This window comes from Acetobacter sp. JWB, from assembly GCF_003323795.1.
Taxonomy (GTDB): domain Bacteria; phylum Pseudomonadota; class Alphaproteobacteria; order Acetobacterales; family Acetobacteraceae; genus Acetobacter; species Acetobacter oryzifermentans.
In genome coordinates, this window is sequence record NZ_CP030871.1 from 1,930,761 (window position 1) to 1,953,014 (window position 22,254).

Below are 22,254 nucleotides of genomic sequence, written 5' to 3' on the forward strand. Positions count from 1 at the left end.
CTCTCTTTTTTATATTAACGGCGTACCTGCTGTGCTGGCATCACATACAGCGTATGTGTGCGGTAAGATATCCAGACACGATGCGCGGCAAACCAATCTGATCCTAAAAGCATATCTACAGTATCATGCACGGGGGCAACTGTAAGAACCGGAGATTTTTCCTGTTCCTGCCCAATCTGAAACAAATGAAATTTATGCCAGTGATAAATCTGCTGATGCCCATCTACTCCGGTTGTCATCCCACCCGGATCAGCCGCCAAAGCTTGGCGGGAAACACCAATACGCTCAGCCGCACCAATTGAGACAATGCGAGATCGCGCCCCACTATCCACCAGTGCCTTAAGCTTTGTACCGTCTAGTGTAACTTCCGCCACCACCCGCTGGCCTGCTGCCTGTAACGGCACTGCCCGATAAATGTAACGCCAGCCTTCTGGGCCATTGCAATCTGCTGAAGTGGCAGACCAGAAAGACAGCGTCCCGCCCGCCACATTAAATTCCACATCATAGCGAGAGAGCAGATCCCCCCCCATAAGGCCCTCTACTTCAGGCTCAGTTTGTGGAACTGCGGGTAATGTATCTACCGGAATGGAAACAGGCCCAAACTCGACATTCTGCGCACGAAAGGATTTTACAATCGCATTGGGTACAATCCGCCCTATTCCCCCAGTGCCCCGCACAACCGTGTGCACGCTTTTATCCCGCTGGGCGGCGAAAAGTGAGGCAGCCTCTGGTGAAATAAGGCTTCCCTCCGAACCTGTATCTACAATCATGCTGACAGCATGCCCATTAACGCTTACAGGAATGTTTAGAAAACCCTGATCATTCCGTAACGCCACACGCGCTACCAGTTTATGGCACCCATCTGCCGCATAAGCTGGAGAAATACCACCAAACGGCACACTGGCCCCGCCACCTATTATTAAGGCGCAAGCAACTATTTGGCGTTTCATGCCAGCTCCCGCGCAAAACGGTCTGTCGCATTCAGCAACGCCGTTAAAATACCGGGCTCGAACAACGCATGGCCTGCGGCGTCAATCAATTGAAAATCGGCTTCCGGCCATGCTTTATGCAAATCCCACGCTGTGCGTACTGGCGTTGCCATATCGTAGCGCCCTTGCACAATCACTGTAGGAATATGGCGAATACGCCCTACATCCTGAATAAGCTGGCCCTCTTCCAACCAGCCCCCATGCACGAAGTAATGGTTTTCAATACGAGAGAAAGCAAGCGCGTAATCAGCCTCATCATGCTGCGTTTCCATTTCTGGGCATGGCAACAAAGTTAAGGTGCGCCCTTCCCACAAACTCCAAGCCCGCGCAGCTTCCAAACGAATGGCGGGATTATCTGATGTCAGACGCTTGCGGTACGCAGCCATCATATCCCCCCGCTCTGCGGGCGGAATAGGTGCTAGAAAATCTTCCCACTTATCAGGAAAAAGCCAAGAGGCGCCTTCCTGATAATACCACAGCAATTCGGCACGCCGCAGGGTAAAGATACCGCGCAGCATCAGCGCAGTTACGCGGTTCGGATGTGTTTCGGCATAAGCCAGTGCAAGCGTAGAACCCCATGAGCCACCAAATACAGCCCATTTTTCTATCCCGCACATTTCTCTCAGACGCTCAATATCTGCAACCAGATGCCACGTTGTGTTTGCTTCCAACGAAGCATGAGGAAGCGAACGGCCACATCCACGCTGATCAAACAGCACAATACGGTAACGCGCCGGGTCAAACAGCCGCCGTTGAGAAGGTGAGCACCCCCCACCTGGGCCACCATGCAAAAATACAACCGGCACACCATCGGGGTTGCCACACTGCTCCCAATAAATCTGATGCCCTTCCCCCGTATCCAGATAACCATGAGCATAGGGTTCGATTTCGGGCCACGGTGCACGCAACGCCTGTATCATGCCGGTGTGTTCCTTATTTTGCATTCTGGGCTCATTGTGCACGCGGATGCGCCCGCGTCCAGACATCCAGCAAGCGGGCCTCATCTGCCAGTGTGTAACGCTGTGTGGTGGAAAGGCTGGCATGCCCGAGCAATTCCTGAATAACACGCAAATCTGCCCCGCCTTCCATCAGATGGGTTGCAAAAGAATGGCGCAAAGCATGCGGCGTTACGTAATCTGGCAAGCCAGAAAGATGCCGCCATTCTCGCATGGCTTTTTGGGCTATGGCGGGCTGGAGCCGCTTGCCTCTTATCCCCACAAAAAGCGGTGCATCTGGGGTTGGGGCTGGGTGCCGCCCGCGCCATGCTTCCAGCGCTTGCTGCACAACAGGCAGCACCGGCACAAGCCGTTCCTTGCCGCCTTTACCCAAAATACGCAGTACGTTACTGCTGCGCATTACGTCCAGATCTGCAATATTCAGGTTCAAGGCCTCGGAAATACGCAAACCGCATCCATATAAAAGTAGAAACAACGCCGCATCTCGCTGCTGTTCCATGGGCGTATGTGCCAGATCAGAAATATCTTCTGGAGCCGCCAAGGCCTGATCTTTAGCCAAAGGCCGCGGCAGAGGCTTTTTGGTGCGCGGTGTGCTGAGCAACTGGATAGCCGGGTTTTCCACCCCTTGCCTGCGGGCCAGATACTTAAAGAAAGACCGCACAGCAGAAACACGGCGTGCACGTGTGCGGGTAGCCTGATCTGATGATGTTTTGCGAGCTGTTGGTTTACTGGCCTCGGCTTGCTCATAAGCCAGCCATGCACGAAAATCCCGCAAGCTGATTAAACCCAAGCCGACCATATCTGGCAAACCATCCAGATGGGTGGTCATAAACCCTAAAAAACGGGCCAGATCGCCTTGGTAAGCTTCAATTGTCAGGGGAGATGCCTGCTTTTCTACAGCCATCCACTCCAGAAATTTCTGAACAGCTTCTTCAGCAGTCATGATCTTCCTCTATCGGGCAGAAAGCTTTGTACGCTTTTTCTCCCCTGTTCTTTCCCTGTAGGCAGCATTACAACCAAATCCTGATGGCGCAGAAACCTTTTTCCCATATACCTTTGCAGGATTCTGGCAACTTAACGGCCAGCACTTCTGGCACCACACGCATTTCCGTGCTGCTCCCCATGCCTTTTGCTGGGCCTTTTGATTACCGCGCACCAGTAGATATGGATCTGCAACCCGGTGATATCGTTGTCGCCCCCTTAGGTAAGCGGCAGGAAACCGGCGTGGTGTGGGATACAACATCTTCGCTCCCTGCCGATCTGGCCCCACCGGCCACAGAAAAAAAGGTAGATGCGGCCCGCCTGCGTCCGGTTGTCTGTCGGCTGGATCTGCCTCCACTATCCGCTGAATTGCGCCAATTCATAGATTGGGTTGCTGCTTACACCCTCACCCCTCCGGGTATGGTGCTGGCCATGACCTTACGGCTGCATATGCGGGCAGCCCCTACCCCTACTATGGGGTGGGCTTTGGCAGAAAATCCTGATTTGGAGGCTTTACGCCTTACGCCTGCACGCCAAAAAGTGTTGGACCTTCTTGCTGATGGGAACCATCGCACCACCACAGATATTACCAATGCCACAGGTGTAAGTGCTGGTGTAGTGAAGGGACTTGCCAATACAGGCGTGCTGCGCCCTGTTTCCTTGGGGCCAGAACGCCCGTTTGGCCACCCTGATGCACATTATAACCCGCCTATCCTAGAAGGGGAGCAACAGAGCGCAGCTATGGCTCTGCGCCAAACTGTTACGGAAAACCGTTTTTCCGTAACCCTGCTGGAAGGGGTGACTGGCTCTGGTAAAACAGAAATCTATCTGGAAGCCATTGCAGCCTGTCTAGAACAGGGCAAACAAGCCCTTATTCTTCTGCCCGAAATTGCACTTTCCGCCCAATGGATGGAACGTTTTTCCCGACGCTTTGGTGTGCAACCTGCTGTGTGGCACTCCGAAATTGGGCAACGCGCACGTAGGCTCACCTGGCTTGGCGCAGCAGATGGCTCTGCCTCTGTGATAGTCGGCGCTCGTTCTGCTTTATTTCTGCCCTTCCATAACCTCGGCCTGATTATTGTAGATGAAGAGCACGAAGCCCTGTTCAAGCAGGAAGAAGGCGTTATCTACAATGCCCGCGATATGGCCGTAGTGCGAGGGCGGCTGGCACGTTTTCCGGTTGTTGTGGTTTCCGCCACGCCCAGCTTGGAAACACTGGCAAATGTAGAAGCTGGCCGGTATCGGCATCTGGTTCTACCCACCCGGCACGGAGGAGCAGAACTGCCAGAAACCCGCGTGCTGGATTTGCGCGACCATCCCCCACCCAGAGGGCTTTTTCTCTCACCCGAGCTGGTGGAAGATATTGGCGCCACGCTGGAACGGCAGGAGCAGGTTATGCTGTTTCTCAACCGGCGCGGCTACGCCCCCCTTACCCTTTGCCGATCCTGCGGGCACCGTATGGAGTGCCCGCATTGCACGGCATGGCTGGTGGAACACCGCAACCGCAAGGTGCTCTCCTGCCATTATTGCGATCATACAGAACCTATGCCCCCCGCATGCCCGCAATGTGGATCAGACCACAGCCTGACCGCCATAGGCCCCGGTATTGAGCGGATTACGGAAGAAGCCCGACAGTTGTTCCCCGATGCGCGCTTGCTGGTGATGTCTAGCGATACGCTTGGAGGCCCAGCCGCCACAGCGGAAGCCGTGGCCAAAATCTCACGCCGGGAAGTGGATCTGATTATCGGAACACAGATTGTTGCCAAAGGATGGCACTTTCCGCACCTCACTCTTGTTGGAGTGGTGGATGCAGACCTTGGGCTTGGTGGGGCAGACCTACGGGCTGGGGAACGCACCATTCAGCTTTTGCATCAGGTGGCGGGGCGTGCAGGCCGTGCATCCTCACCCGGTCGGGTTATTCTGCAAAGCTATACCCCGGAACACCCGGTTATGCAGGCGCTGCTTTCGGCAGATTTTGATGCCTTTATGCAGCAAGAAGCCGCACAGCGTAAGCCGGGTTTTTGGCCCCCTTACGGGCGGTTGGCTGCCTTAATTGTAAGTGCAGATACACCTGTTGCCGCAGATGAAGCCGCAGCCCAACTGGGCCGCACCGCCCCTTATGGAGAAGGCATACAGGTGCTTGGCCCTGCCCCAGCCCCGCTGGCTGTATTACGCGGGCGGCACCGTAGGCGGCTGCTATTGCGCACGCACCGCAATATTGCGGTACAGCCTATCCTGCGCCGCTGGCTAGGCATGGTAAATCTGGCCAGAAACGCCAAAGTGGACGTGGATATAGACCCCGTTTCTTTTCTCTAATGTTTCTGAGCGCTTCGCCTAAAAAATCTTACTTTTTTGCTGTTGCGGTATCGTTTGCAGGCTTGGCGGTGCTGGTCAGCACTCTGGAAATTGTGCTGCGCACCACCATAACACGCACGTTTGGCGCGATTTCCACTTCCACTTCTTCCGAATCATCCTTGGAACGCTGCACAATACCCACAACGCCACCTGCCGTTACAATCCGGTCTCCACGGCGGAGGGCCTTCAGTTCTGCTTTAAGCTGCTTTTGCTGCTTTTGCTGAGGGCGGATGAGCAAAAAATACATAATCACAAAAACGGCCACAAACGGCAGGAAGGACATCAGGCTAGAGCCCCCACCGACACCTCCGGCACTCTGGGCATAGGCGGCGGGAATAAGGAAATTGGACATCAAGCAGACTTTCCTGAAAGGCGTGTTGCGAAAACAGAGAAAGTGACCATAATTTTCAATCCTCGTGCGTCAAGCACCTGCGCGGATGAAAACGCCTTCCGCCCGTATTTTATAACCAATATCGGCGACAAACAGGATAGATACCCAGATGGACACACCAACACTCCCTGTTCTGGAACGCATTGCCTCTGCTCTGGAGCGGCTTTCTCCTCCCCCCGCCACGCTGGAAGGCGTGGATAAAGCCGATGCCTTTGTCTGGCTGCCAGAACGTGGGCGCCTTCTGCCTGTTCCGCATGTTGCACACGTACCGGTTGATCTGCTGCGCGGGGTGGATCTGCAACGCAAGATCCTGATTGAAAATACAGAGCACTTTGCCCGTGGCCTACCTGCCAACAACGCCATGCTCTGGGGTGCGCGCGGCATGGGCAAATCCTCACTGGTGAAAGGCGCGCATGCCTTGGCCAATCAGGTTGATGGCAAACCGTGCGCCCCCGGCAAAGGCGCTATTGCTCTGATTGAAATCCAGCGTGAAGATCTGGCAACCCTGCCACTGCTGCTCAGCCTGCTGCGGGAAAACCCGCGCCGCTTTATTCTGTTCTGCGATGATCTTTCCTTTGAAAAGGAAGACCGGGATTACAAGGCCCTTAAATCTGTTCTGGATGGTGGTATTGCCGGGCGGCCAGAAAATGTTCTGTTCTATGCAACCTCCAACCGCCGCCACCTGATGCCGCGCGATATGATTGAAAATGAACGCGCAACCGCCATTAATCCCTCCGAAGCAACAGAAGAAAAAGTCTCGCTTTCAGACCGGTTTGGCCTGTGGCTTGGTTTTTATGCTTGTGAACAGGATACGTTTGCAGACATGGTGCGGAGCTATGCGCGCGAACGTAATCTGACCATTGATGATGAGAACCTGATGGCCCGTGCCAATGAGTGGGCGATTACACGCGGAAGCCGCTCTGGACGGGTAGCTTTCCAGTTTATTGAGGACCTGACGGCAGAGCTTGCAGAACATTAATTTCTGTCAGCTATGCGCTCCTGTCTTGCTTCTTGCGTCACGATGAGTTGAGATAGCATTCGCAACAGCGGCATCAAAACGGCGCCGCACAGGTATTCTTTGTGATTTGAGGCGAAATGGATCAGACCGCTCAGACCGATTCCTCCACCCCTGCACTGGCTGTTGAAGCCAGAAAGGGTAAAATAGATCTGCGGCGCGTCAGATCCAATCCGGACTACTGGTACCCTGTTGCATGGTCGCGGGAGCTAAAACCCGGCAAAACCATTGGCACGCGTTATGCTGGCATGCCTATTGCCTTGGTGCGCCCGGATGAAGGCCCTGTATTTGCGCTGGAAGACCGCTGCGCCCACCGGCAGGTGCCGCTTAGCAAAGGCACGGTGGAAGGTGCCTCGGTTAAATGCTGCTATCATGGCTGGGCCTATGGCCGCTCTGGCCGGTGCATTGATGTGCCTTATCTGGGCAAAGGCAAGCTTCCTAACGGGGTGCGTACATTCCCCTGCCGGGAACAGGACGGCATGATCTTTGTTTTCCCCGGTGATCCGGAAAAAGCAGACACCGTGCCCCTGCCTACACATTTGGCACGCGCCAGCAACCCAGCTTACAAAACCCGCTACTTTGGCACCACCATTGGTTGCCACTACAGCTTCATGCATGAAAATCTGATGGATATGAATCATCAGTTCATGCACTCCAAACAAATGGGGCAGATGAAACCCCGTTTTCTGGGCCAAAAGCGTGAGCCAAAGCTAGTGGAAGCCCGTTACAGCTTTGCCCGCACCGGCGGTAAACAGCCTTTTGGTGAAGCGCTGATTTTTGGTGAACGCCGCGATTCTTCGGAAAAATTCCAGCATCGCGATGTCATGACCATTCGTACGGAATATCCGTATCAAACCTTGCGTATCCAAACCGGAGATGAAGACCCGGTAATGGATTTGTGGATTGTTTATGTACCGCAAAGCGCAGATGAGCTGACCAACCGCACCTTTGGCCTGCTGTCCGTTAAACGGCCCAAAATAGGTGGATTGCTGGATATTGCATGGCCTTTCCTTGTTGCCTTTACCAACCGCATTTTTGCCGAAGACCGTGAGATTGTGGAACTGGAGCAAAATGCATGGCGCGAACTGGGCGGTGACCACAACGTAGAGGTTTTTCCCGTTATTAACGCCCTGCGTGAACTTCTGACCGAATGCGGTGTTCCCCCAGAACCAGCGCAAACACCTCAACCCAATGCCTGATACTGCCCCGACCGAACTGGAAGCCCCACCCTATCACCTGCGCCCACTTTGCGCGCAGGATGCTCCTGCCCTCCATCATCTGGTGAATGATTGGGAAGTGGTGCGGATGCTCAGCCGCCTGCCTTTTCCCTACCCGCGTGAACTGGCCGATAGCTGGATAGCTTCCACACAGCAGATGCAGCAAAAGGGAGAAGGGTATCATTTTGCCATTCTGGATAAGGATGGCACTTTTATTGGTTGTATTGGCTTGGGTATTCAAACCCCAGCCAATTCTGCACGCATTGGGGTGCTGGGCTATTGGATTGGCCGCCCCTATTGGGGGCAAGGCATTGCAACATGTGCAGCGGCACGCATCACCAGTTGGGCGCTGGCGCATCTGGCAATTTCCTGCATCCGCGCAAATGTAGCGGTTGATAATATTGCCTCTGCCCGCGTGCTGGAGCACATCGGTTTTCAGCAAATCGGAACAGACAAACAAGTTTTTGCCTCCCGCGGCAGCGAACAACCTATGCTGATTTTTGAAACCACGCGCCATATGCAGGATGCACGCCGCGGCTCTGCATCCGCCACCACATCATCAGCCCCCAAAAAGCTGGTTCTGGTTTCCGCCGCAGCACTTATTGATACACAAGGCCATATTTTGCTTGCCCGCCGCCCGGAAGGAAAAAGCATGGCGGGCCTGTGGGAATTTCCGGGTGGCAAAATAGAAGCCGGCGAAACACCAGAAGCCGCTTTGGTGCGCGAACTGCATGAAGAGCTGGGGCTTGATATGTCCCGCGCCTGTTTGGCGCCGTTTACCTTTGCATCCCATTCTTACCCGACATTTAATTTGCTCATGCCGCTTTATGTGTGTCGGCGCTGGCAAGGTACACCTATCCCTAAGGAAGGGCAGAAACTGGCATGGGTTGCGCCGCAAGACCTGCGCAAATACCCTATGCCCGAAGCAGATCTACCGTTTATTCCGCTGCTCCAGGCTTTGCTTTAAACATTCAGGAATAGATTGGGCCTTCTCTACAGGCCCTCTGTAATGCCTACTCCCGGCTATACAAATCCTGCACACGCACAATATCGTCCTCCCCCAGATAGGGGCCAGACTGCACTTCTATCAGCGTAAGGGGGATACGGCCGGGGTTTTCAAGGCGGTGCAGCATACCCAGCGGCAAGTAAACACTTTCATTTTCCCGTACGAGAAGTTCCTCATCTCCTCGAGTTACAAGAGCTGTGCCTTCCACCACCACCCAGTGCTCCGAGCGATGGAAATGCTTTTGCAAGGAAAGTTTCTGCGCCGGGTTCACCACAATACGCTTAACCTGAAAACGATCCCCTTGGGTGAGACCCTCATAAAATCCCCACGGCCTATATGTGCGCGCATGGTGGGTTGCCTCTGTGCGGCCTTCTGATTTCAGACGCTCAACAATGTTTTTAACATCCTGCGCCCGATCCTTCCGGGCAACCATAACGGCATCCTGCGTTACCACAATGGTCAGATTTTCAACTCCAAGCGCAACGGTTAGGGTGCCATCTGTACGGATGTAGGAATCATGCACATCCTCCAGCATCACATTGCCATAAACCGCGTTGGCGTTTTTGTCCTTCGTGCTGAGTTCCCACAGGGAATCCCAGCTTCCGATATCGGACCACCCAAAATCGGCGGGCACCACAGCCGCTTTATCCGTGCGTTCCGCAACTGCATAATCCACTGAAATATCAGGAGATTTTTTAAAACTTTCCACGTCCAGACGTTCAAAATCCATATCTGTCTGGCGTTTTTCTACAGCTTGGCGCACGCATTCGTATAATTCGGGTTCGTATTTTTGAAGCTCATGCAAAAACGTGCACGCACGGGCAACAAACATGCCCGAATTCCACAAATACTTGCCACTCTCTAAAAAATGGTGCGCTGTTTGCGCATCCGGCTTTTCAACAAACCGAGCTACACGGCACACGCCAGAAAGACCGGAAAGAGGCGCTCCTTCCTCTATATATCCATACCCTGTTTCCGGGCGGGAGGGCTTCATGCCAAACGTGACGACATATCCGGCTTGGGCGGCCTGAACAGCACTTTCCAGCGCCTTATACAAACACTGCGTATCCGTTATAGCGGCATCTGCCGCCATAACCCACAACACGGCATTCGGGTCTTTTTCCGCTGCCAAAAAAGCAGCCGCGGCAATGGCTGGGGCAGAATTACGGCCAACAGGTTCTAGCACAATACGGGCATCCTGCACGCCCACATCCCGCAGTTGTTCTGCTATAATAAAACGGTGCTCGGCATTGCAGATCACAACCGGCCCGCACAATTTGGCGGCTACGCCACGCAGAGCTGTTTCCTGTAACAAGGTTTTTTCTGTCAGCAATGGCCAAAACTGTTTGGGATAACTTCCGCGAGAAACTGGCCACAGACGGCTGCCTGAACCACCAGAAAGAATAACAGGCACAACCTCCTGCCCATTGGCTACATGCACAGAAGTGGCTGTTTCTTTCTTAGCGGACATGCATAAATCCATCAGATTTTTGAAATATTCGTCCAAGTTAAATCACCGCAAGCCTGTTTTGTGAAGGCTGCATGCACAGAACTTGACGATAGCGGATATCCGGGCTTACCCTGCTTGCCAGCAAGGTGTTGAGCCCTGCCCTCGTGATTTGTAAGGCCGGCTTGCGGCGAGGTAAAAGAAACGCGCTAAAGAGGCTCTGACACGGCATTTAGCCGGCTGTCATGGTTTCCACGGTCAATTTAAGAGATTGAGCTGCTTTGGCAGGCACATATGGGCCTGTCTGCTGCTTGGTCTGACACGCCAGAACCGGATACAAAGACCCATGAGTGACAACAAAATTGCATTTTCTGAAGCGTGGCGCCCCGCAACCCGTCAGCTCCATGCCGGTGTGGAACGCACGGAATATGGTGAAACCAGTGAAGCCGTGTTTCTGACCTCCGGCTTTGTTTACGATAATGCCGAACAAGCTGCCCGCACCTTCCGTGGTGAGGAAGACCACTATCAGTATAGCCGCTTTGGCAACCCTACAGTTGCAGCTTTGGAACGCCGGCTGGCAGATCTGGAAGGCGCAGAAGCCTGCGTGGCAACGGCTACTGGCATGGGTGCTGTATCCTCCGCCCTGCTAAGCCACGTTAAAGCCGGAGACCGAGTGGTAGCTTCTCGCGCACTGTTTGGCTCCTGCCACTGGATTGTTGCCAACCTTCTGCCCCGTTATGGCGTAGAAACCGTTTTTGTAGATGGCTGTAATCTGGACGAATGGGCAAAGGCACTTTCCAAGCCCACCGGCGCCGTACTGCTGGAAAGCCCATCCAACCCCATGCTTGATATTCTGGATATCCAAGCCATTTCAGATCTCGCCCACAAGGCAGGCGCGATTGTGGTGGTAGATAACGTGTTTGCTTCCCCTGTTTTCCAAAAGCCTCTCCAGTTGGGCGCGGATGTTGTTGTCTATTCCTGCACCAAGCATATTGATGGCCAAGGCCGCGTGCTCGGCGGTGCCGTGCTTGGCCGGAAAGACTGGATTACAGAAACACTTCAGCCTTTTACCCGTAATACGGGCAACGCGCTTTCTCCTTTCAACGCATGGGTCATGCTCAAGGGGCTGGAAACACTTTCCCTGCGCGTCAACGCCATGGCAGCCAATGCTGCAGCCGTTGCTGATTATCTGGCATCTGCCCCCGGTATTGTAAGCGTGCGCTATCCGGGCCGGGCCGATCATCCGCAGTATGAACTGGCTAAACGCCAGATGAGCGGCAGCGGAAGCCTGATTGCCTTTGAAGTAAAGGGCGGCCAGAAAGGCGCGTTTGCGTTCATGGATGCCTTGAAGCTGATTGCCATTTCCAACAATCTTGGAGATGCACGCTCTCTGGTCACGCACCCTGCCACAACCACACATTCCAAAGTGAGCGCAGAAGACCGCGCAGTGTTGGGCATTACGGATGGCGCCATTCGCTTTTCCGTTGGGCTGGAAGACAGCGCAGATCTGATAGATGATCTCGCCCGCGGTGTTGCCGCCCTTCAGGCTCTTTAAACAATACCAGCATTTTCCCTCCCCTCCGCCGTAACAGGATCGGGAGGGAGAATGCTTGGCATAACAGATGGGTTCGTGATAGGTGCAACCACCATCCCGTACCATAAACAGGATATTCCATGCCCGACTGGGCCACTTCTCCCCTTTTGCAAGATCCAGAAGAAGCCATGAACGAGCTATTCTCCTCACTGCCCGTCTATGAGGCCGTTACGGAGCATGTGCGCGTACAGGTACAGGTGTTCTGGCTGCCAGATCAATCCGAACCAGATGAGCATTCCTACTGCTGGGCCTATCGTATCCGTATTGGCAATGATGGCACCCAGCCTGTGCAACTTCTGGAACGCACATGGCACATTACGGATACAGCCGGGCACACAGAATATGTGCACGGTTCTGGCGTAGTGGGAGAACTGCCGGTTATTCAGCCCGGTGCGCTTTATGAATATACCTCCGGGGCATCCCTTACCACGCCGGGCGGATTTATGAGCGGACACTACCTGATGCAGGATAAAAGCAGCGGCAGACGGTTTGATGTCAGCATTCCTGCTTTTAGCTTGGACAGCCCTTTTCTGCTCCGCCAGATTCACTAATCCGCCCCATTCATATCCCTATTTTTTCTGGAGTGTGGCATGAGCGTGCCTCCGTCTGATACATCTAAGCGCCCAACACAAGCAGAAGCAGAACAGGCTGTACGCACCCTGTTGCGCTGGGCTGGCGATAATCCGGATCGTGAAGGCCTGCACGATACCCCCGCCCGTGTTGCCCGCGCTTACACCGAATTTTTCTGCGGGTATGAAATTGACCCCGCAGCCCTGTTACGCCGCACCTTTTCCGAAGTGGAAGGGTATGATGAAATTGTGCTGCTGCGTGATATTCGCTTTGAAAGCCACTGCGAGCACCATTTAGCCCCCATTATTGGGCGGGCACATGTTGCCTATCTGCCGCGCCAGCGCGTTGTAGGTATTTCCAAACTGGCACGCGTGGTGGATGCCTATGCCAAGCGTTTGCAAATTCAGGAACGGCTCACGGCACAGATCGCCAATACCATCAATGATGAATTGGAACCGCACGGGGTTGCCGTTATTATTGAATCTGCCCACGAATGCATGACAACACGCGGTGTGCATAAACCCGGTGTTTCTATGGTAACCAGTACTATGCTGGGCGTTTTTCGGGAAAATTCAGACACACGGCGTGAACTCATGGCAATGCTGAACCGCCCAGCCGTCTGCGAATACTAAAAAAGACTTCTCTCCCACTATAAAATAGATGGGAGAGAAAAGACTTTGGGCCTTAAATACTTACGTTTGCACCCAGCACCTTAAGAAACTGAGCCAGCCACGCTGGGTGCGCGGGCCATGCGGGCGCTGTTACAAGCTCCCCATCCGTTACGGCTTCCGTTACCGGAATATCAGCGTAAGTGCCGCCAGCCAGTTCCACATCTGGGCGGCAGGCTGGGTAAGCTGAAACTTCACGCCCCTTGATAATACCCGCAGCGGCTAAAAGCTGTGCCCCATGGCAAATTGCGGCAATAGGCCTATCGGAAAACGCTTTTACAATTTCCAATACCCGCGCATTCAGACGCAGATATTCAGGCGCACGCCCACCAGGAATAATCAGCCCCAGATATTCATCCGTATCAATGGCATCAAAGTCTGCATTGAGCACAAAAGCATGGCCGGGCTTTTCGCTATATGTCTGCGCACCTTCAAAATCATGAATGGCCGTCAGCACCTTATCGCCCGCTTTTTTGCCGGGGCAGACCACGTCCACCTTATACCCCACCATCAGCAGGGCCTGATAAGGCACCATAATTTCATAGTCTTCTACGTAATCACCTGCCAGCATCAGCAGTTTGACATCATCAGTCATGATGACCGTTCCCTTTCAACCCTTCGCGCAAACGCGGCATCAACTCCACAAAGTTACAAGGGCGGTGGCGGCTATCAAGCTGGAAAACCAGAATGTCATCCCAACCATCCTTCACAGCCCCCGTAGAACCTGGCAGCGCAAACAGATACGTGCCACCAGCCACACCAGCCAACGCACGAGACTGAATGGTGGATGTACCGATCTTGCTATAAGACAGCATACGGAACAGCTCGCCAAAGCCTTCAATGCGTTTTTCCAACACGCTTTCAAAAGCCTCTGGTGTCACATCACGGCCAGTTACGCCTGTGCCGCCGTTTGTAATAACAACATCCACCTGCGGATCAGCAATCCACTTGCGCAGTTGTGTGGCTATCTTGTCTGCATCGTCCGAGATAATGGCCCGATCAGCCAGCACATGGCCCGCACCTTCAAGCCGCGCAACAAGCGCTGCCCCAGAGGTATCTGTTTCTAGCGTGCGCGAATCCGAAACGGTAAGCACTGCAATACGAACAGGAAGAAACGGCAGGTTGGTATCGATTTTAGACATTGAGAGAATCTTATCTCCATAATTCTGATGCAGAACTGCACCATATGGCCGTAATAATGGCCTATTTTTATATAAAAAATCCATTAAACTGCACAACAGCGTCTACAATCGCATAAAAATTGCTTTAGAAAACGGGAACCGCAGTATCCCGAAACCCAAGGCCACACTTTTTTCTGCTGAAATATGAGGTGGCCGAAAGAAATAAAAATCAAGGGAACATGATTAAACGCCTTCACCTCCATTTTCCTTTTCGCGCTTTATGGCTGACCTGCCTGCTTATTCTGTCTTTTTTTGTTGTTTTACCTGCGCATGCACAGTTGCTGACAGGTGGAAACAGCGCCGTGGGCCTTTGGCCCAGCTTGCAGGAGCTAATAGATAACGAAGCCGATCAGGTAGAAGATCCCGGCCCGCTTTTTTCTGCACCTTATGGCAAGGATCATTTTTTTGGAAACTGGTGGGGCGCGCAGCCTTGGCTGCTCAACCACGGCATTCATATTCTGGCAGATGTGCATGAAGAACTTGCAGGCAACTTTAGGGGCGGCCGCAGGAAAGGTGTGGATAATGCCGGACAGGTGGGTGTGGAGCTTGATGTAGACTGGGGCAAACTTACCAATGCCGACATCATGAAAGGGTTCTGGACCCACATGATGGTGGTAAACGGGCATGGCCGTAACCTGAGCACAGATTACATTGGGGATTCACTCGGCGGCGTGCAGCAGATTTATGGTGCACGTGGTAACGTGGTGGCCCATCTTGTTTACCTGTATGGTGAACATGCTTTTCTGCACAACCATATCGATATCAGCGCTGGTTGGATTCCGGTTGGCAGCTTTTTTGCCGCCTCCCCGCTGTTTTGTATGTACATGAACGTTGCCATGTGCGGGAACCCAGCCCCCACCAAATACACAGAAGGCGCGCGAGACTGGCCATCTGGTAACCTCGGCTTTGTTGCGCGCGTTATGCCCACAAAACAAACCTATATTATGGCGGGCCTGTTTGCTGTTTCCCCCCATGCTTATAACGGCGGCATTTCTGGCTGGGCTTGGGCGCAGGATGGCTTGGGCAAGTTTTCCTCCCCAGTTGAAATTGGCTGGCTGCCTTCTTTCGGGCGCAACCATCTGGTGGGCCACTATAAGGCTGGGTTTGGCTACGATAACTCCAAATACAAAAATCTGCTGAATGACGTAAACGGCAATGCATGGGTGCAAACCGGCGCACAACCGCAATACGAGGCAGGCCGCGCAAGTGCATGGTTTATGGCTGACCAGATGCTGATGCGGAATGGTGATGGCCCAACCAATGGCCTGATCGCACTGGCCGGTTGGATGTGGTCTGATGGTAAAACCACTGCCATGTCTCACCACGTATGGGCCGGTATGACAGAAACTGGCGCAGCATGGGGCCGCCCCAATGATAGCGTTGGCGCCATGTTCCAGTGGATGACCATGAGCCGCGCCTCTGTTCTGCAACAGGAAGCTGCATTAGCTGCTGGCGTGCCCTTCCCCGATAACCAGTGGGGCAAGGTGTGGGGTATTCAAACCCACGAAAACATCTACGAAGTGTTTTATAACGCACACGTTGCCAATGGCATGTCTTTGCAGCCGGACTTCCAGTATATCAACCGCCCCGGTGGTTCCACCGTGTTCCATGATGCTGCCGTTATGGCCCTTCAGTTCAACGTGGTGATGTAAAACTTTCTTGCGGGCGCAGGCTTAACATCCTGCCCCGCAATGGCGCGAACAGTTCCGCATGGCATGTGAGAATAAGGATCTGAAAGCGCTTTGCGGCTTCTGCCAGCACATCAAACAAACGTTCCAGCCGCATTGAATCTGCAAAACTCAGCGCATCATCCAGCACCAAAATAGCTGGAACACCGCGTGCATGCAGCATTTCAGCAAACCCCAAACGCACCAGAACAGCTATCTGCTCGCGCGTGCCATCAGAAAGGTCTGCCACATCTTCCCGCTGAGTGCGCGAAAGGGCAGCTACTCCAAAATCTGCATTCATTTCCAGTGCAGCGCCAGGAAACAGAGCTGAAAATGCAGGCTGCATGGTTTTCACCAGCGGCCCCATATAGCGTGCTGTTTGCTCCTGCTCCGCCTTGCTTAAAACCTGATCCAGCAAAACAAGGGCAGACCTATCTCGCGTGCAGGCGGCCTCTTCCATATTCAAGCGCTGCTGGTGCCGGTCTGCCTCTGCTATGCGCTCATCCAGCCCTTCACCTTCTGCTCCACGCACACGGGTTTCGCGTTCACGTATATCTTCACGCAGCCGGGCTATGGTTTCGCCATCCGTTTTCTGGGCCTGTTCACGCCGTTGAATACCACTTTCCACTAGGCTAAGAGGCTGTTCTTTCTGGCGTGCCTGCTCACAATGCTCCAAGGCGGCTTGTGCTGCTTCGTGCTCCTGCTGGCAGGCCTGCTTGCGTTGGACTAATGCTGCATCGGGCTCACGCTCCTGCCAGAGCGCCAGTTCGCGCTGCACACGGGCTAGCCCGGATACCTGCTGCTGTTGCGCAGCACTGGCTTTATCCAACGCCGTTTTGGCTGTTATCAACACCTGTTGCGCATCACGCTCTTTTTCTCGCGCTTGATCTACCGCTACGGCTGCATCCTGCTCCTGCTGTACGGCTTCATCTGGCTGGCAATTAAGATCACATTCCTCAGCGCTTCCGATCTGGCTGGCCAGATTTTGCGCCAAGGCCTGTTTTTTCTGTGTGCATGCTGCTTCTTCTCTGGCCAGAACCTGCCGCAATTCCAACAGAACCTGATCAGGGGGTGCGCTCTTTTTATTGGGCACTGTAGCAGCAAAAACGGCCTTAGCTTCCTTAAGCTGACGTTCCGCCAAGCAGCGCTTTTCGTAATGTTGCTCGGCTTCTTCTGCATTTTGGCAGCCAGCCTGTTGCAAAATATCTGCTAATGCTGCTTGGGCTGTTTGAAGAGCCTTCTGCAATTCAACCGTATTTCCCCCAACCGAAGGGGTAATAACAAACCGGCCAATACCTTCAATCTGAAGTTCAGCAGGAGCATGCAGCAGGCTTTTACCAGCTGCACAGACTTGACCATTTAATAGAACATGTTGCGAAGCTTGCGGCAGCAAATCCATTTCCAGCACAGTGGCTTGCGCTTGCAACTGTTGTTCCAGCGTTGCCACTTTCTGGGCTGCTTTACGCACGCGCTGGATTTTAGCTTCGTCCATAGGTAACGCATCAAAAACGGCCTGCGCCTGTTCTATTTGGGCAAAGGTTTCCTGCACATGCTTTAGGTTTTCACGCTGGCGCAAAAGTGCTGCTTCCATGTGCTGCACTTCGCGCTGCTGCATGCCATGATGCAAAACAGCACGCCGCACCTGATGGCGCTGTACTGCCTTAAGGCATTCAGCCTGAGCAGCCTGATACCGCAAATTGGCAACTTTTTCGTGTTCTGCCAGTTCTGCAAGATCTTGTTTACTATCCGAAATGAGTTGCTCTAACCGCGCGCATTCGGCTCGGTGCTCTTGCCGCCGTTCCTCTTCATCTCGAATATTCTGCAACTGCTGCACTGCTGCGGCTTTTCTGGCCTGCGCGGCTTTTTCCTCTGCATCCAAGTTTCGCAGGCGGTCTCGTACGGCCCGCAGTTTATGTAGTTCTTGTTCTTCCTGTTTTTGCCGTTCTGGGTTTTCCTGCTCACGCAACATACGGCGTGTTTGTTCTAGTAAAACCAGATCTTCTTCCAGCGCAGCACGCTTGGCATGCAGGCTTTTCAATGTTTCTGCTGCTTTGGCCTGATCTTCCAGAAGCTGCTTATAACGCCCTGTGGGTTTGCCTGTAGTAGCGGTCTGTAACTGCCCCAACCGGGCCTTTACACGCTCCAGCATAGCCCCCGCTGTAGCAATACCGGTAACTTCCTGAATACCTTGTTCCAAACAGTTCTGAATACTGGAGCGGCCTGCATTGTTCAGAACGGGTGCAGCAAAACTTTCCCCTTGGCGTACTAAAAGAGCATTCCACAAACCTGTTGCTTCGCTTTTGCCGTTCTTCTCCAACTCCAGCAGAGCATTCAGGCGTTCTTCTGCTGTATCCCCATCAAAACGCTCCTGCCCCAGATCAAGACGCGCAAACGCGCCCTTCATGAAGCGTTTTTCCAACCAGCAGGACTGACCACTCCATTCAAACCCGACACCAATATGGGGCGCACCGCCGCCATAGGGCTGCATGTCTTTTACAGATTGGGCTTTGGAACCATGACGTAAGGTTAGTGCTGCCCGTAGAGCCATCAACAATGTGGATTTACCGGCCTCATTCGGGGCGGCCAGCACATTCAGCCCATCGCCCAACCCTTCCAGACGCACTGGTGATGTAAACCGACGCACACATTCAAGCTGGATATCTGTTAGAATCATGCTGCGGCACCTTCTACTTCGTGCCAGAACAGGAACAGCCTTTGCAGGGCCTCCCTTGCCACGGCACCTTCCTCACCCCCCCGCTCAACCATTTGTAGCAGTTCTTGGGCAGCCACCTTTACCGTTGCTGAGGCTTCAAGCCGCTCCAGATCCTGTGCGCCTGCAACCAGTTGGGGAGCGCCGGTTATACGTAAACACGCCACCGCACTTTGTAAGCGTGAGAGAATAACACTCTCGTATTTACGCAAATCATCCACACCCAGCAGGCCAGAAACTTCCAGCCATGCCATAACAACACTAGGATTATCCGGATTTATACTTCTTACACGGGCTTCCAATGCTTCAATATCTTCACCATTGGTCAGCACAATATCTTCCAGTTTGCGCCAGAGATACTTACCTGTTCGATGCCGAGAAATAACAGGTTGAGCACATGGACCATCTACTGACACAACCAGCGTTTCTCCGCCGCCTGCGCCACCTGTTACAAAACGGTCTGTTTCCGGGGTGCCAGAATAACAGGTGTGCGCATCAATCTGGCAAAAGCCGTGCCAATCTCCTAACCCCAGATAGGCAAGCCCAGCCTGCTTTGCCCGATCCAGCGCAATAGGGTTATGCTCGGCTTCCTGTCCATTACTAAACCCGACAACAGATCCATGCGCCAATCCAATGCGCAAGGCTTCTGGCGGGGTGGCCGCATTATTCATATAATCGGTGAGATCAGAAAGCGTATGCCGCCGCTTGAGCACAGCAGGCAGCAACCACGCATTATATGTTTTATCTATTTCCACCGCTTGTGGGCATGTATGCAGATGCACATTGTCTGGCACCGCATCTTCACGCCTTAAACGTGCCCACACACCCTCTGCCGTATCCGCATCATGGTTGCCGGGAATAAGATGCCACTGCACATCGGGAAACTGCCGCATCCGCTCCATGGGTTGATGCAATGTGCGTCTTTCTGGTGTTTCGTGCTCATAAATATCGCCCGCCACCAATACGCAGGTCACCCCTTCCTGCCGCGCCAAAGCGCCAATCGTGCGCACAACATCTACACGCGCGGCCTGTAACGCACCCAGTGTATCATCATCTGCAAAACTAAATGTCTTGCCGATCTGCCAATCTGATGTGTGGATAAATTTCATGAATTCTGGCGCACTCCATCACGCAACTGGCAGAAAAATTTCACTTTTCCATGACATACCCAGATCGTGAGCAGCCATCCCTTAACCTCACTTCATCTTATCTTATCATTAGGTTAGATATAATTCACACCCTCGCCATCTGGCCTGACCCGCGTTAAGCGCAACCCCCCTCATCACTCATGGCATCACGCCAAAGATTATATTTTATTTTAAGAAGCATGCTGATACTGCGAGATTCGCTCTCACCCGCCTTGTCTGGCCGGAAATGGCATGCCCCCTAATATGAAGCAAAGAGGTTAAAAACAGAGCAGACATGACAACAGAAACACCGGCAGCATTCCGTATGGGATCTTGGAAGACACTGTTTCTTCCCCTGCCACGCAGCATCTTCGCACATGGCTGGTTTCTGTTTTGTCTGCGCACGTGGCTGTCTGCTGTTCTGGCGCTTGCCACGGCTTTCTGGCTCCAGCTTTCCTCCCCCGGTTCTGCTGCTGTTACTGTTATGATCTTGGCGCAGCCCACACGTGGGCAGGTGCTCTCCAAAGCCCTTTACCGGCTGGCTGGCACAATTATTGGGGCATTTGTCGCTCTGTTTTTAACCGCCTGCTTTAATCAAGAACGTGGGGTTTTTCTGGGCGGCGTGGCGCTATGGCTAACGTTATGCACCATTATGGGCACATTGGAGCGAGACTTCCGTGCCTATGCAGCCATGCTTTCTGGCTACACCGTAGCCATTGTGGGCATTAGCTGTATTGATAACCCGGCTTCTATTTTTGATGTTACCGTTAACCGTGTGTCTGCCATTGTCGTTGGCATTGCAGCCACCGCTGCCATTAACGATGTGTTTGGCTCTCCCACCGCGTTTGAAAAACTGGCAGCCAACCTGCGCCGCACGGGTGAAATGGTGCAACGTATTGCGCGTGATGCCGTAGCAGGCCACGGCGTACCAGATGACATGACATGCGCGGGGCTGGCTGGCGAAATTATTGCCCTGACATCTCAGGTTTCCTTTGCCAAAACCGAGCTTGCTGATGCCAAGCTGCGCCTTGCAGGTGCGCGCTCCGCCATGGTGGCCTTGCTGGAAATGCTAACCTGTAGCCGTGCCATTGCCAATGTGCTGCGCCGGGGCAACATCTCTGGCCCCATACTCAAACATATTCGCACATCATTTGGAGACGGTACTCCGGTAGAATCTCCCCTTCAAGCTGTGCATGATCTGGAAGATCTGGCCAAGGAAGCCCACGCAGAGGAAGCATCTCTTGGCCCAACGCTAGATGAAGCGTGGCTGATTGAACGTTCCATGGCGCTTCTGTCCGATGCGCGTTGGGCAGCAGATGGCATAGATGCGCTCCAACATGGGCAACGTGCTCGCACACAGGCGCCAGAACTCAAGATTGATCAGCATCATGATGTTATTGCGGCCCTACTCAATGGCTTGCGCACCCTGATTGGATTTTCCGTTGCGGCCGGGCTGTGCATTATCTCTGATATTCCCGCCACTTACAGTGCGTTGTCTCAGGTTGCCATTATCCTCACCTTGGCTGCCACCACGTACAATGCACGCGGTTTTGGTATGGGTGCCCTTATAGGTACGCCTTTGGCTATTGCCGTGGCCGCAGTGCTGAACTTTGGAGTGCTGCCCCACGGTGCAGACATGCCTTTTCTGGCAATGGCTATTCTCCCCATTATCTTTGGCGGTTGCTTACTGCTGATGAACCCCAAAACAGCCACTATCGGGTTTAACGCGGGTGTCTTTTTCTTTGTGATTTTGGGAGTGGCGAACCAACAGAACTATGAACCCTCTGCGTTTATAGATCGCAACGTGTTGTACCTGTTTGCAGCCATTATTATCTTTATCTCACTGGTGCTGTTGTTGCCCCCTTCTGCCACAGGTAGGCGCTTCCGAGTTGGCATTACCATCGGGCACGATTTGCTGCTTCAGTTTGAAGGGCATGGCGAACAAGCCGGTTCCGCCCTTATCAGCCGCCATTATGATCGGCTCTGCCGCATTCTGGAATGGAACCGCTATCTGCCTAACAACAAGGCAAAACAGCGCGTTTTCTCCCGTCTTGCCAGTTTAGATGAACTGAACGTGGAACTGGCCCGCGCACGCCGCCATTTGCAACGCGCCGCCACTATTCCCGCCATTCGGCTGGATGCGGAATCCGCCTACCGCGCCACCATTATCTACAACGTGGATTCAGCACTTTACCGCATGAAGCGCAAAGCCCGCGTTCTGCTTGATCACTCCATCAACCTGCCACATGGCCAGATGGCTACGGCCCTTGCTGCCGTATCCGCCATGGTTGGCGCCATACATTTGCTGGAACACAACCGTTCCGCTTTGCATCTGTATGATCTTGTTCCTGTGCCAGATCAGCAATGGAAGGCCCGCTAA

At 53.5% G+C, this 22,254-nt stretch carries 18 protein-coding genes and 1 riboswitch; of the genes, 9 read left to right on the plus strand and 9 right to left on the minus strand.

The genetic code is table 11. From position 1 onward, the window contains the following. Positions 1–14: 14 nt before the first annotated feature. The 3 genes from DS739_RS09130 to DS739_RS09140 are packed head-to-tail and all read right to left on the minus strand — an operon-like array spanning position 15 to position 2,888. The gene (locus DS739_RS09130) at positions 15–950 is read right to left on the minus strand and encodes a pepsin/retropepsin-like aspartic protease family protein (protein WP_035353607.1); all 936 of its coding nucleotides are present in this window, start codon (positions 948–950) and stop codon (positions 15–17) included. Next, positions 947–1,933: a prolyl aminopeptidase gene (gene pip, locus DS739_RS09135; RefSeq protein ID WP_050793142.1), complete on the minus strand. Its 987-nt coding sequence runs from the start codon at positions 1,931–1,933 to the stop codon at positions 947–949. Before pip ends, DS739_RS09130 begins: the two co-directional genes overlap by 4 nt. Positions 1,934–1,940: 7 nt before the next feature. Beyond that, positions 1,941–2,888 carry a tyrosine recombinase XerC gene (locus DS739_RS09140; RefSeq protein WP_006116425.1) on the minus strand — a complete coding sequence of 316 codons (948 nt, stop codon included), beginning with the start codon at positions 2,886–2,888 and terminating at the stop codon, positions 1,941–1,943. Positions 2,889–2,971: 83 nt separating this feature from the next. Between DS739_RS09140 and DS739_RS09145 the strand changes: the two genes are divergently transcribed. Continuing rightward, complete coding sequence (locus tag DS739_RS09145; RefSeq protein WP_035353612.1) at positions 2,972–5,242, plus strand: primosomal protein N'; 2,271 nt, start codon at positions 2,972–2,974, stop codon at positions 5,240–5,242. A 28-nt stretch (positions 5,243–5,270) separates the two neighbouring features. Here DS739_RS09145 and yajC read toward each other — a convergent pair whose 3' ends face one another. Further along, entirely contained in the window at positions 5,271–5,636 is a 366-nt protein-coding gene (yajC, locus tag DS739_RS09150; RefSeq protein ID WP_006116423.1) for a preprotein translocase subunit YajC, read from the minus strand. 145 nt (positions 5,637–5,781) lie between these two features. Here yajC and DS739_RS09155 point away from each other — a divergent pair, with 145 nt between their 5' ends. From DS739_RS09155 to mutT, 3 genes are all read left to right on the plus strand, one after another. Next, a complete protein-coding gene (locus DS739_RS09155; RefSeq protein ID WP_006116422.1) occupies positions 5,782–6,651 on the plus strand; it encodes an ATP-binding protein in 870 nt (289 codons plus the stop codon). A gap of 116 nt (positions 6,652–6,767) precedes the next feature. Beyond that, positions 6,768–7,886 carry an aromatic ring-hydroxylating dioxygenase subunit alpha gene (locus DS739_RS09160; RefSeq protein WP_006116421.1) on the plus strand — a complete coding sequence of 373 codons (1,119 nt, stop codon included), beginning with the start codon at positions 6,768–6,770 and terminating at the stop codon, positions 7,884–7,886. Beyond that, positions 7,879–8,871 carry an 8-oxo-dGTP diphosphatase MutT gene (gene mutT, locus DS739_RS14595; RefSeq protein WP_006116420.1) on the plus strand — a complete coding sequence of 331 codons (993 nt, stop codon included), beginning with the start codon at positions 7,879–7,881 and terminating at the stop codon, positions 8,869–8,871. The genes DS739_RS09160 and mutT overlap by 8 nt, the downstream gene beginning before the upstream one ends. Positions 8,872–8,917: 46 nt before the next feature. Here the strand turns inward: mutT and DS739_RS09170 are convergent, their stop codons facing one another. Next, positions 8,918–10,417 (minus strand): mannose-1-phosphate guanylyltransferase/mannose-6-phosphate isomerase, encoded by a 1,500-nt coding sequence (locus DS739_RS09170; RefSeq protein WP_006116419.1) that lies wholly within the window; start codon positions 10,415–10,417, stop codon positions 8,918–8,920. Between the two features lie 94 nt (positions 10,418–10,511). Beyond that, positions 10,512–10,591, plus strand: a riboswitch (SAM riboswitch). Positions 10,592–10,703: 112 nt separating this feature from the next. Between DS739_RS09170 and metZ the strand changes: the two genes are divergently transcribed. From metZ to folE, 3 genes are all read left to right on the plus strand, one after another. After that, positions 10,704–11,912: an O-succinylhomoserine sulfhydrylase gene (gene metZ, locus DS739_RS09175; protein ID WP_035353618.1), complete on the plus strand. Its 1,209-nt coding sequence runs from the start codon at positions 10,704–10,706 to the stop codon at positions 11,910–11,912. 119 nt (positions 11,913–12,031) lie between these two features. Next, positions 12,032–12,502 (plus strand): Co2+/Mg2+ efflux protein ApaG, encoded by a 471-nt coding sequence (gene apaG, locus DS739_RS09180; RefSeq protein ID WP_006116417.1) that lies wholly within the window; start codon positions 12,032–12,034, stop codon positions 12,500–12,502. A 39-nt stretch (positions 12,503–12,541) separates the two neighbouring features. Further along, positions 12,542–13,153, plus strand: a complete 612-nt coding sequence (folE, locus tag DS739_RS09185) for a GTP cyclohydrolase I FolE (RefSeq protein ID WP_006116416.1) — start codon at positions 12,542–12,544, stop codon at positions 13,151–13,153. A gap of 52 nt (positions 13,154–13,205) precedes the next feature. On the opposite strand, the gene DS739_RS09190 is transcribed toward folE, so the two are convergent. Both DS739_RS09190 and moaB read right to left on the minus strand, forming a co-directional pair. After that, positions 13,206–13,784 carry a DJ-1/PfpI family protein gene (locus DS739_RS09190; RefSeq protein ID WP_006116415.1) on the minus strand — a complete coding sequence of 193 codons (579 nt, stop codon included), beginning with the start codon at positions 13,782–13,784 and terminating at the stop codon, positions 13,206–13,208. Further along, positions 13,777–14,415, minus strand: a complete 639-nt coding sequence (gene moaB, locus DS739_RS09195) for a molybdenum cofactor biosynthesis protein B (RefSeq protein WP_170315314.1) — start codon at positions 14,413–14,415, stop codon at positions 13,777–13,779. The genes DS739_RS09190 and moaB overlap by 8 nt, the downstream gene beginning before the upstream one ends. Positions 14,416–14,549: 134 nt before the next feature. Here moaB and DS739_RS09200 point away from each other — a divergent pair, with 134 nt between their 5' ends. Then, on the plus strand, positions 14,550–16,022 hold the full coding sequence (locus tag DS739_RS09200; RefSeq protein ID WP_039891787.1) for a carbohydrate porin: 1,473 nt from the start codon (positions 14,550–14,552) through the stop codon (positions 16,020–16,022). On the opposite strand, the gene DS739_RS09205 is transcribed toward DS739_RS09200, so the two are convergent. Both DS739_RS09205 and DS739_RS09210 read right to left on the minus strand, forming a co-directional pair. Next, complete coding sequence (locus DS739_RS09205; RefSeq protein WP_006116412.1) at positions 16,006–18,711, minus strand: hypothetical protein; 2,706 nt, start codon at positions 18,709–18,711, stop codon at positions 16,006–16,008. The genes DS739_RS09200 and DS739_RS09205 overlap by 17 nt on opposite strands. Continuing rightward, entirely contained in the window at positions 18,708–19,856 is a 1,149-nt protein-coding gene (locus tag DS739_RS09210) for a DNA repair exonuclease (RefSeq protein ID WP_006116411.1), read from the minus strand. The genes DS739_RS09205 and DS739_RS09210 overlap by 4 nt, the downstream gene beginning before the upstream one ends. A gap of 313 nt (positions 19,857–20,169) precedes the next feature. On the opposite strand from DS739_RS09210, the gene DS739_RS09215 reads away from it, so the two are divergent. After that, positions 20,170–22,254 (plus strand): FUSC family protein, encoded by a 2,085-nt coding sequence (locus tag DS739_RS09215; protein WP_006116410.1) that lies wholly within the window; start codon positions 20,170–20,172, stop codon positions 22,252–22,254.

What these genes read in the sequence shown, in the direction of transcription:
- DS739_RS09130 (WP_035353607.1), bottom strand. Translation starts at nt 950, where the DNA reads ATGAAACGCCAAATAGTTGCTTGCGCCTTAATAATAGGTGGCGGGGCC.
- pip (WP_050793142.1), bottom strand. Translation starts at nt 1,933, where the DNA reads ATGCAAAATAAGGAACACACCGGCATGATACAGGCGTTGCGTGCACCG.
- DS739_RS09140 (WP_006116425.1), bottom strand. Translation starts at nt 2,888, where the DNA reads ATGACTGCTGAAGAAGCTGTTCAGAAATTTCTGGAGTGGATGGCTGTA.
- DS739_RS09145 (WP_035353612.1), top strand. Translation starts at nt 2,972, where the DNA reads ATGGCGCAGAAACCTTTTTCCCATATACCTTTGCAGGATTCTGGCAAC.
- DS739_RS09155 (WP_006116422.1), top strand. Translation starts at nt 5,782, where the DNA reads ATGGACACACCAACACTCCCTGTTCTGGAACGCATTGCCTCTGCTCTG.
- DS739_RS09160 (WP_006116421.1), top strand. Translation starts at nt 6,768, where the DNA reads ATGGATCAGACCGCTCAGACCGATTCCTCCACCCCTGCACTGGCTGTT.
- mutT (WP_006116420.1), top strand. Translation starts at nt 7,879, where the DNA reads ATGCCTGATACTGCCCCGACCGAACTGGAAGCCCCACCCTATCACCTG.
- metZ (WP_035353618.1), top strand. Translation starts at nt 10,704, where the DNA reads ATGAGTGACAACAAAATTGCATTTTCTGAAGCGTGGCGCCCCGCAACC.
- apaG (WP_006116417.1), top strand. Translation starts at nt 12,032, where the DNA reads ATGCCCGACTGGGCCACTTCTCCCCTTTTGCAAGATCCAGAAGAAGCC.
- folE (WP_006116416.1), top strand. Translation starts at nt 12,542, where the DNA reads ATGAGCGTGCCTCCGTCTGATACATCTAAGCGCCCAACACAAGCAGAA.
- DS739_RS09190 (WP_006116415.1), bottom strand. Translation starts at nt 13,784, where the DNA reads ATGACTGATGATGTCAAACTGCTGATGCTGGCAGGTGATTACGTAGAA.
- moaB (WP_170315314.1), bottom strand. Translation starts at nt 14,415, where the DNA reads ATGGATTTTTTATATAAAAATAGGCCATTATTACGGCCATATGGTGCA.
- DS739_RS09200 (WP_039891787.1), top strand. Translation starts at nt 14,550, where the DNA reads ATGATTAAACGCCTTCACCTCCATTTTCCTTTTCGCGCTTTATGGCTG.
- DS739_RS09205 (WP_006116412.1), bottom strand. Translation starts at nt 18,711, where the DNA reads ATGATTCTAACAGATATCCAGCTTGAATGTGTGCGTCGGTTTACATCA.
- DS739_RS09210 (WP_006116411.1), bottom strand. Translation starts at nt 19,856, where the DNA reads ATGAAATTTATCCACACATCAGATTGGCAGATCGGCAAGACATTTAGT.
- DS739_RS09215 (WP_006116410.1), top strand. Translation starts at nt 20,170, where the DNA reads ATGACAACAGAAACACCGGCAGCATTCCGTATGGGATCTTGGAAGACA.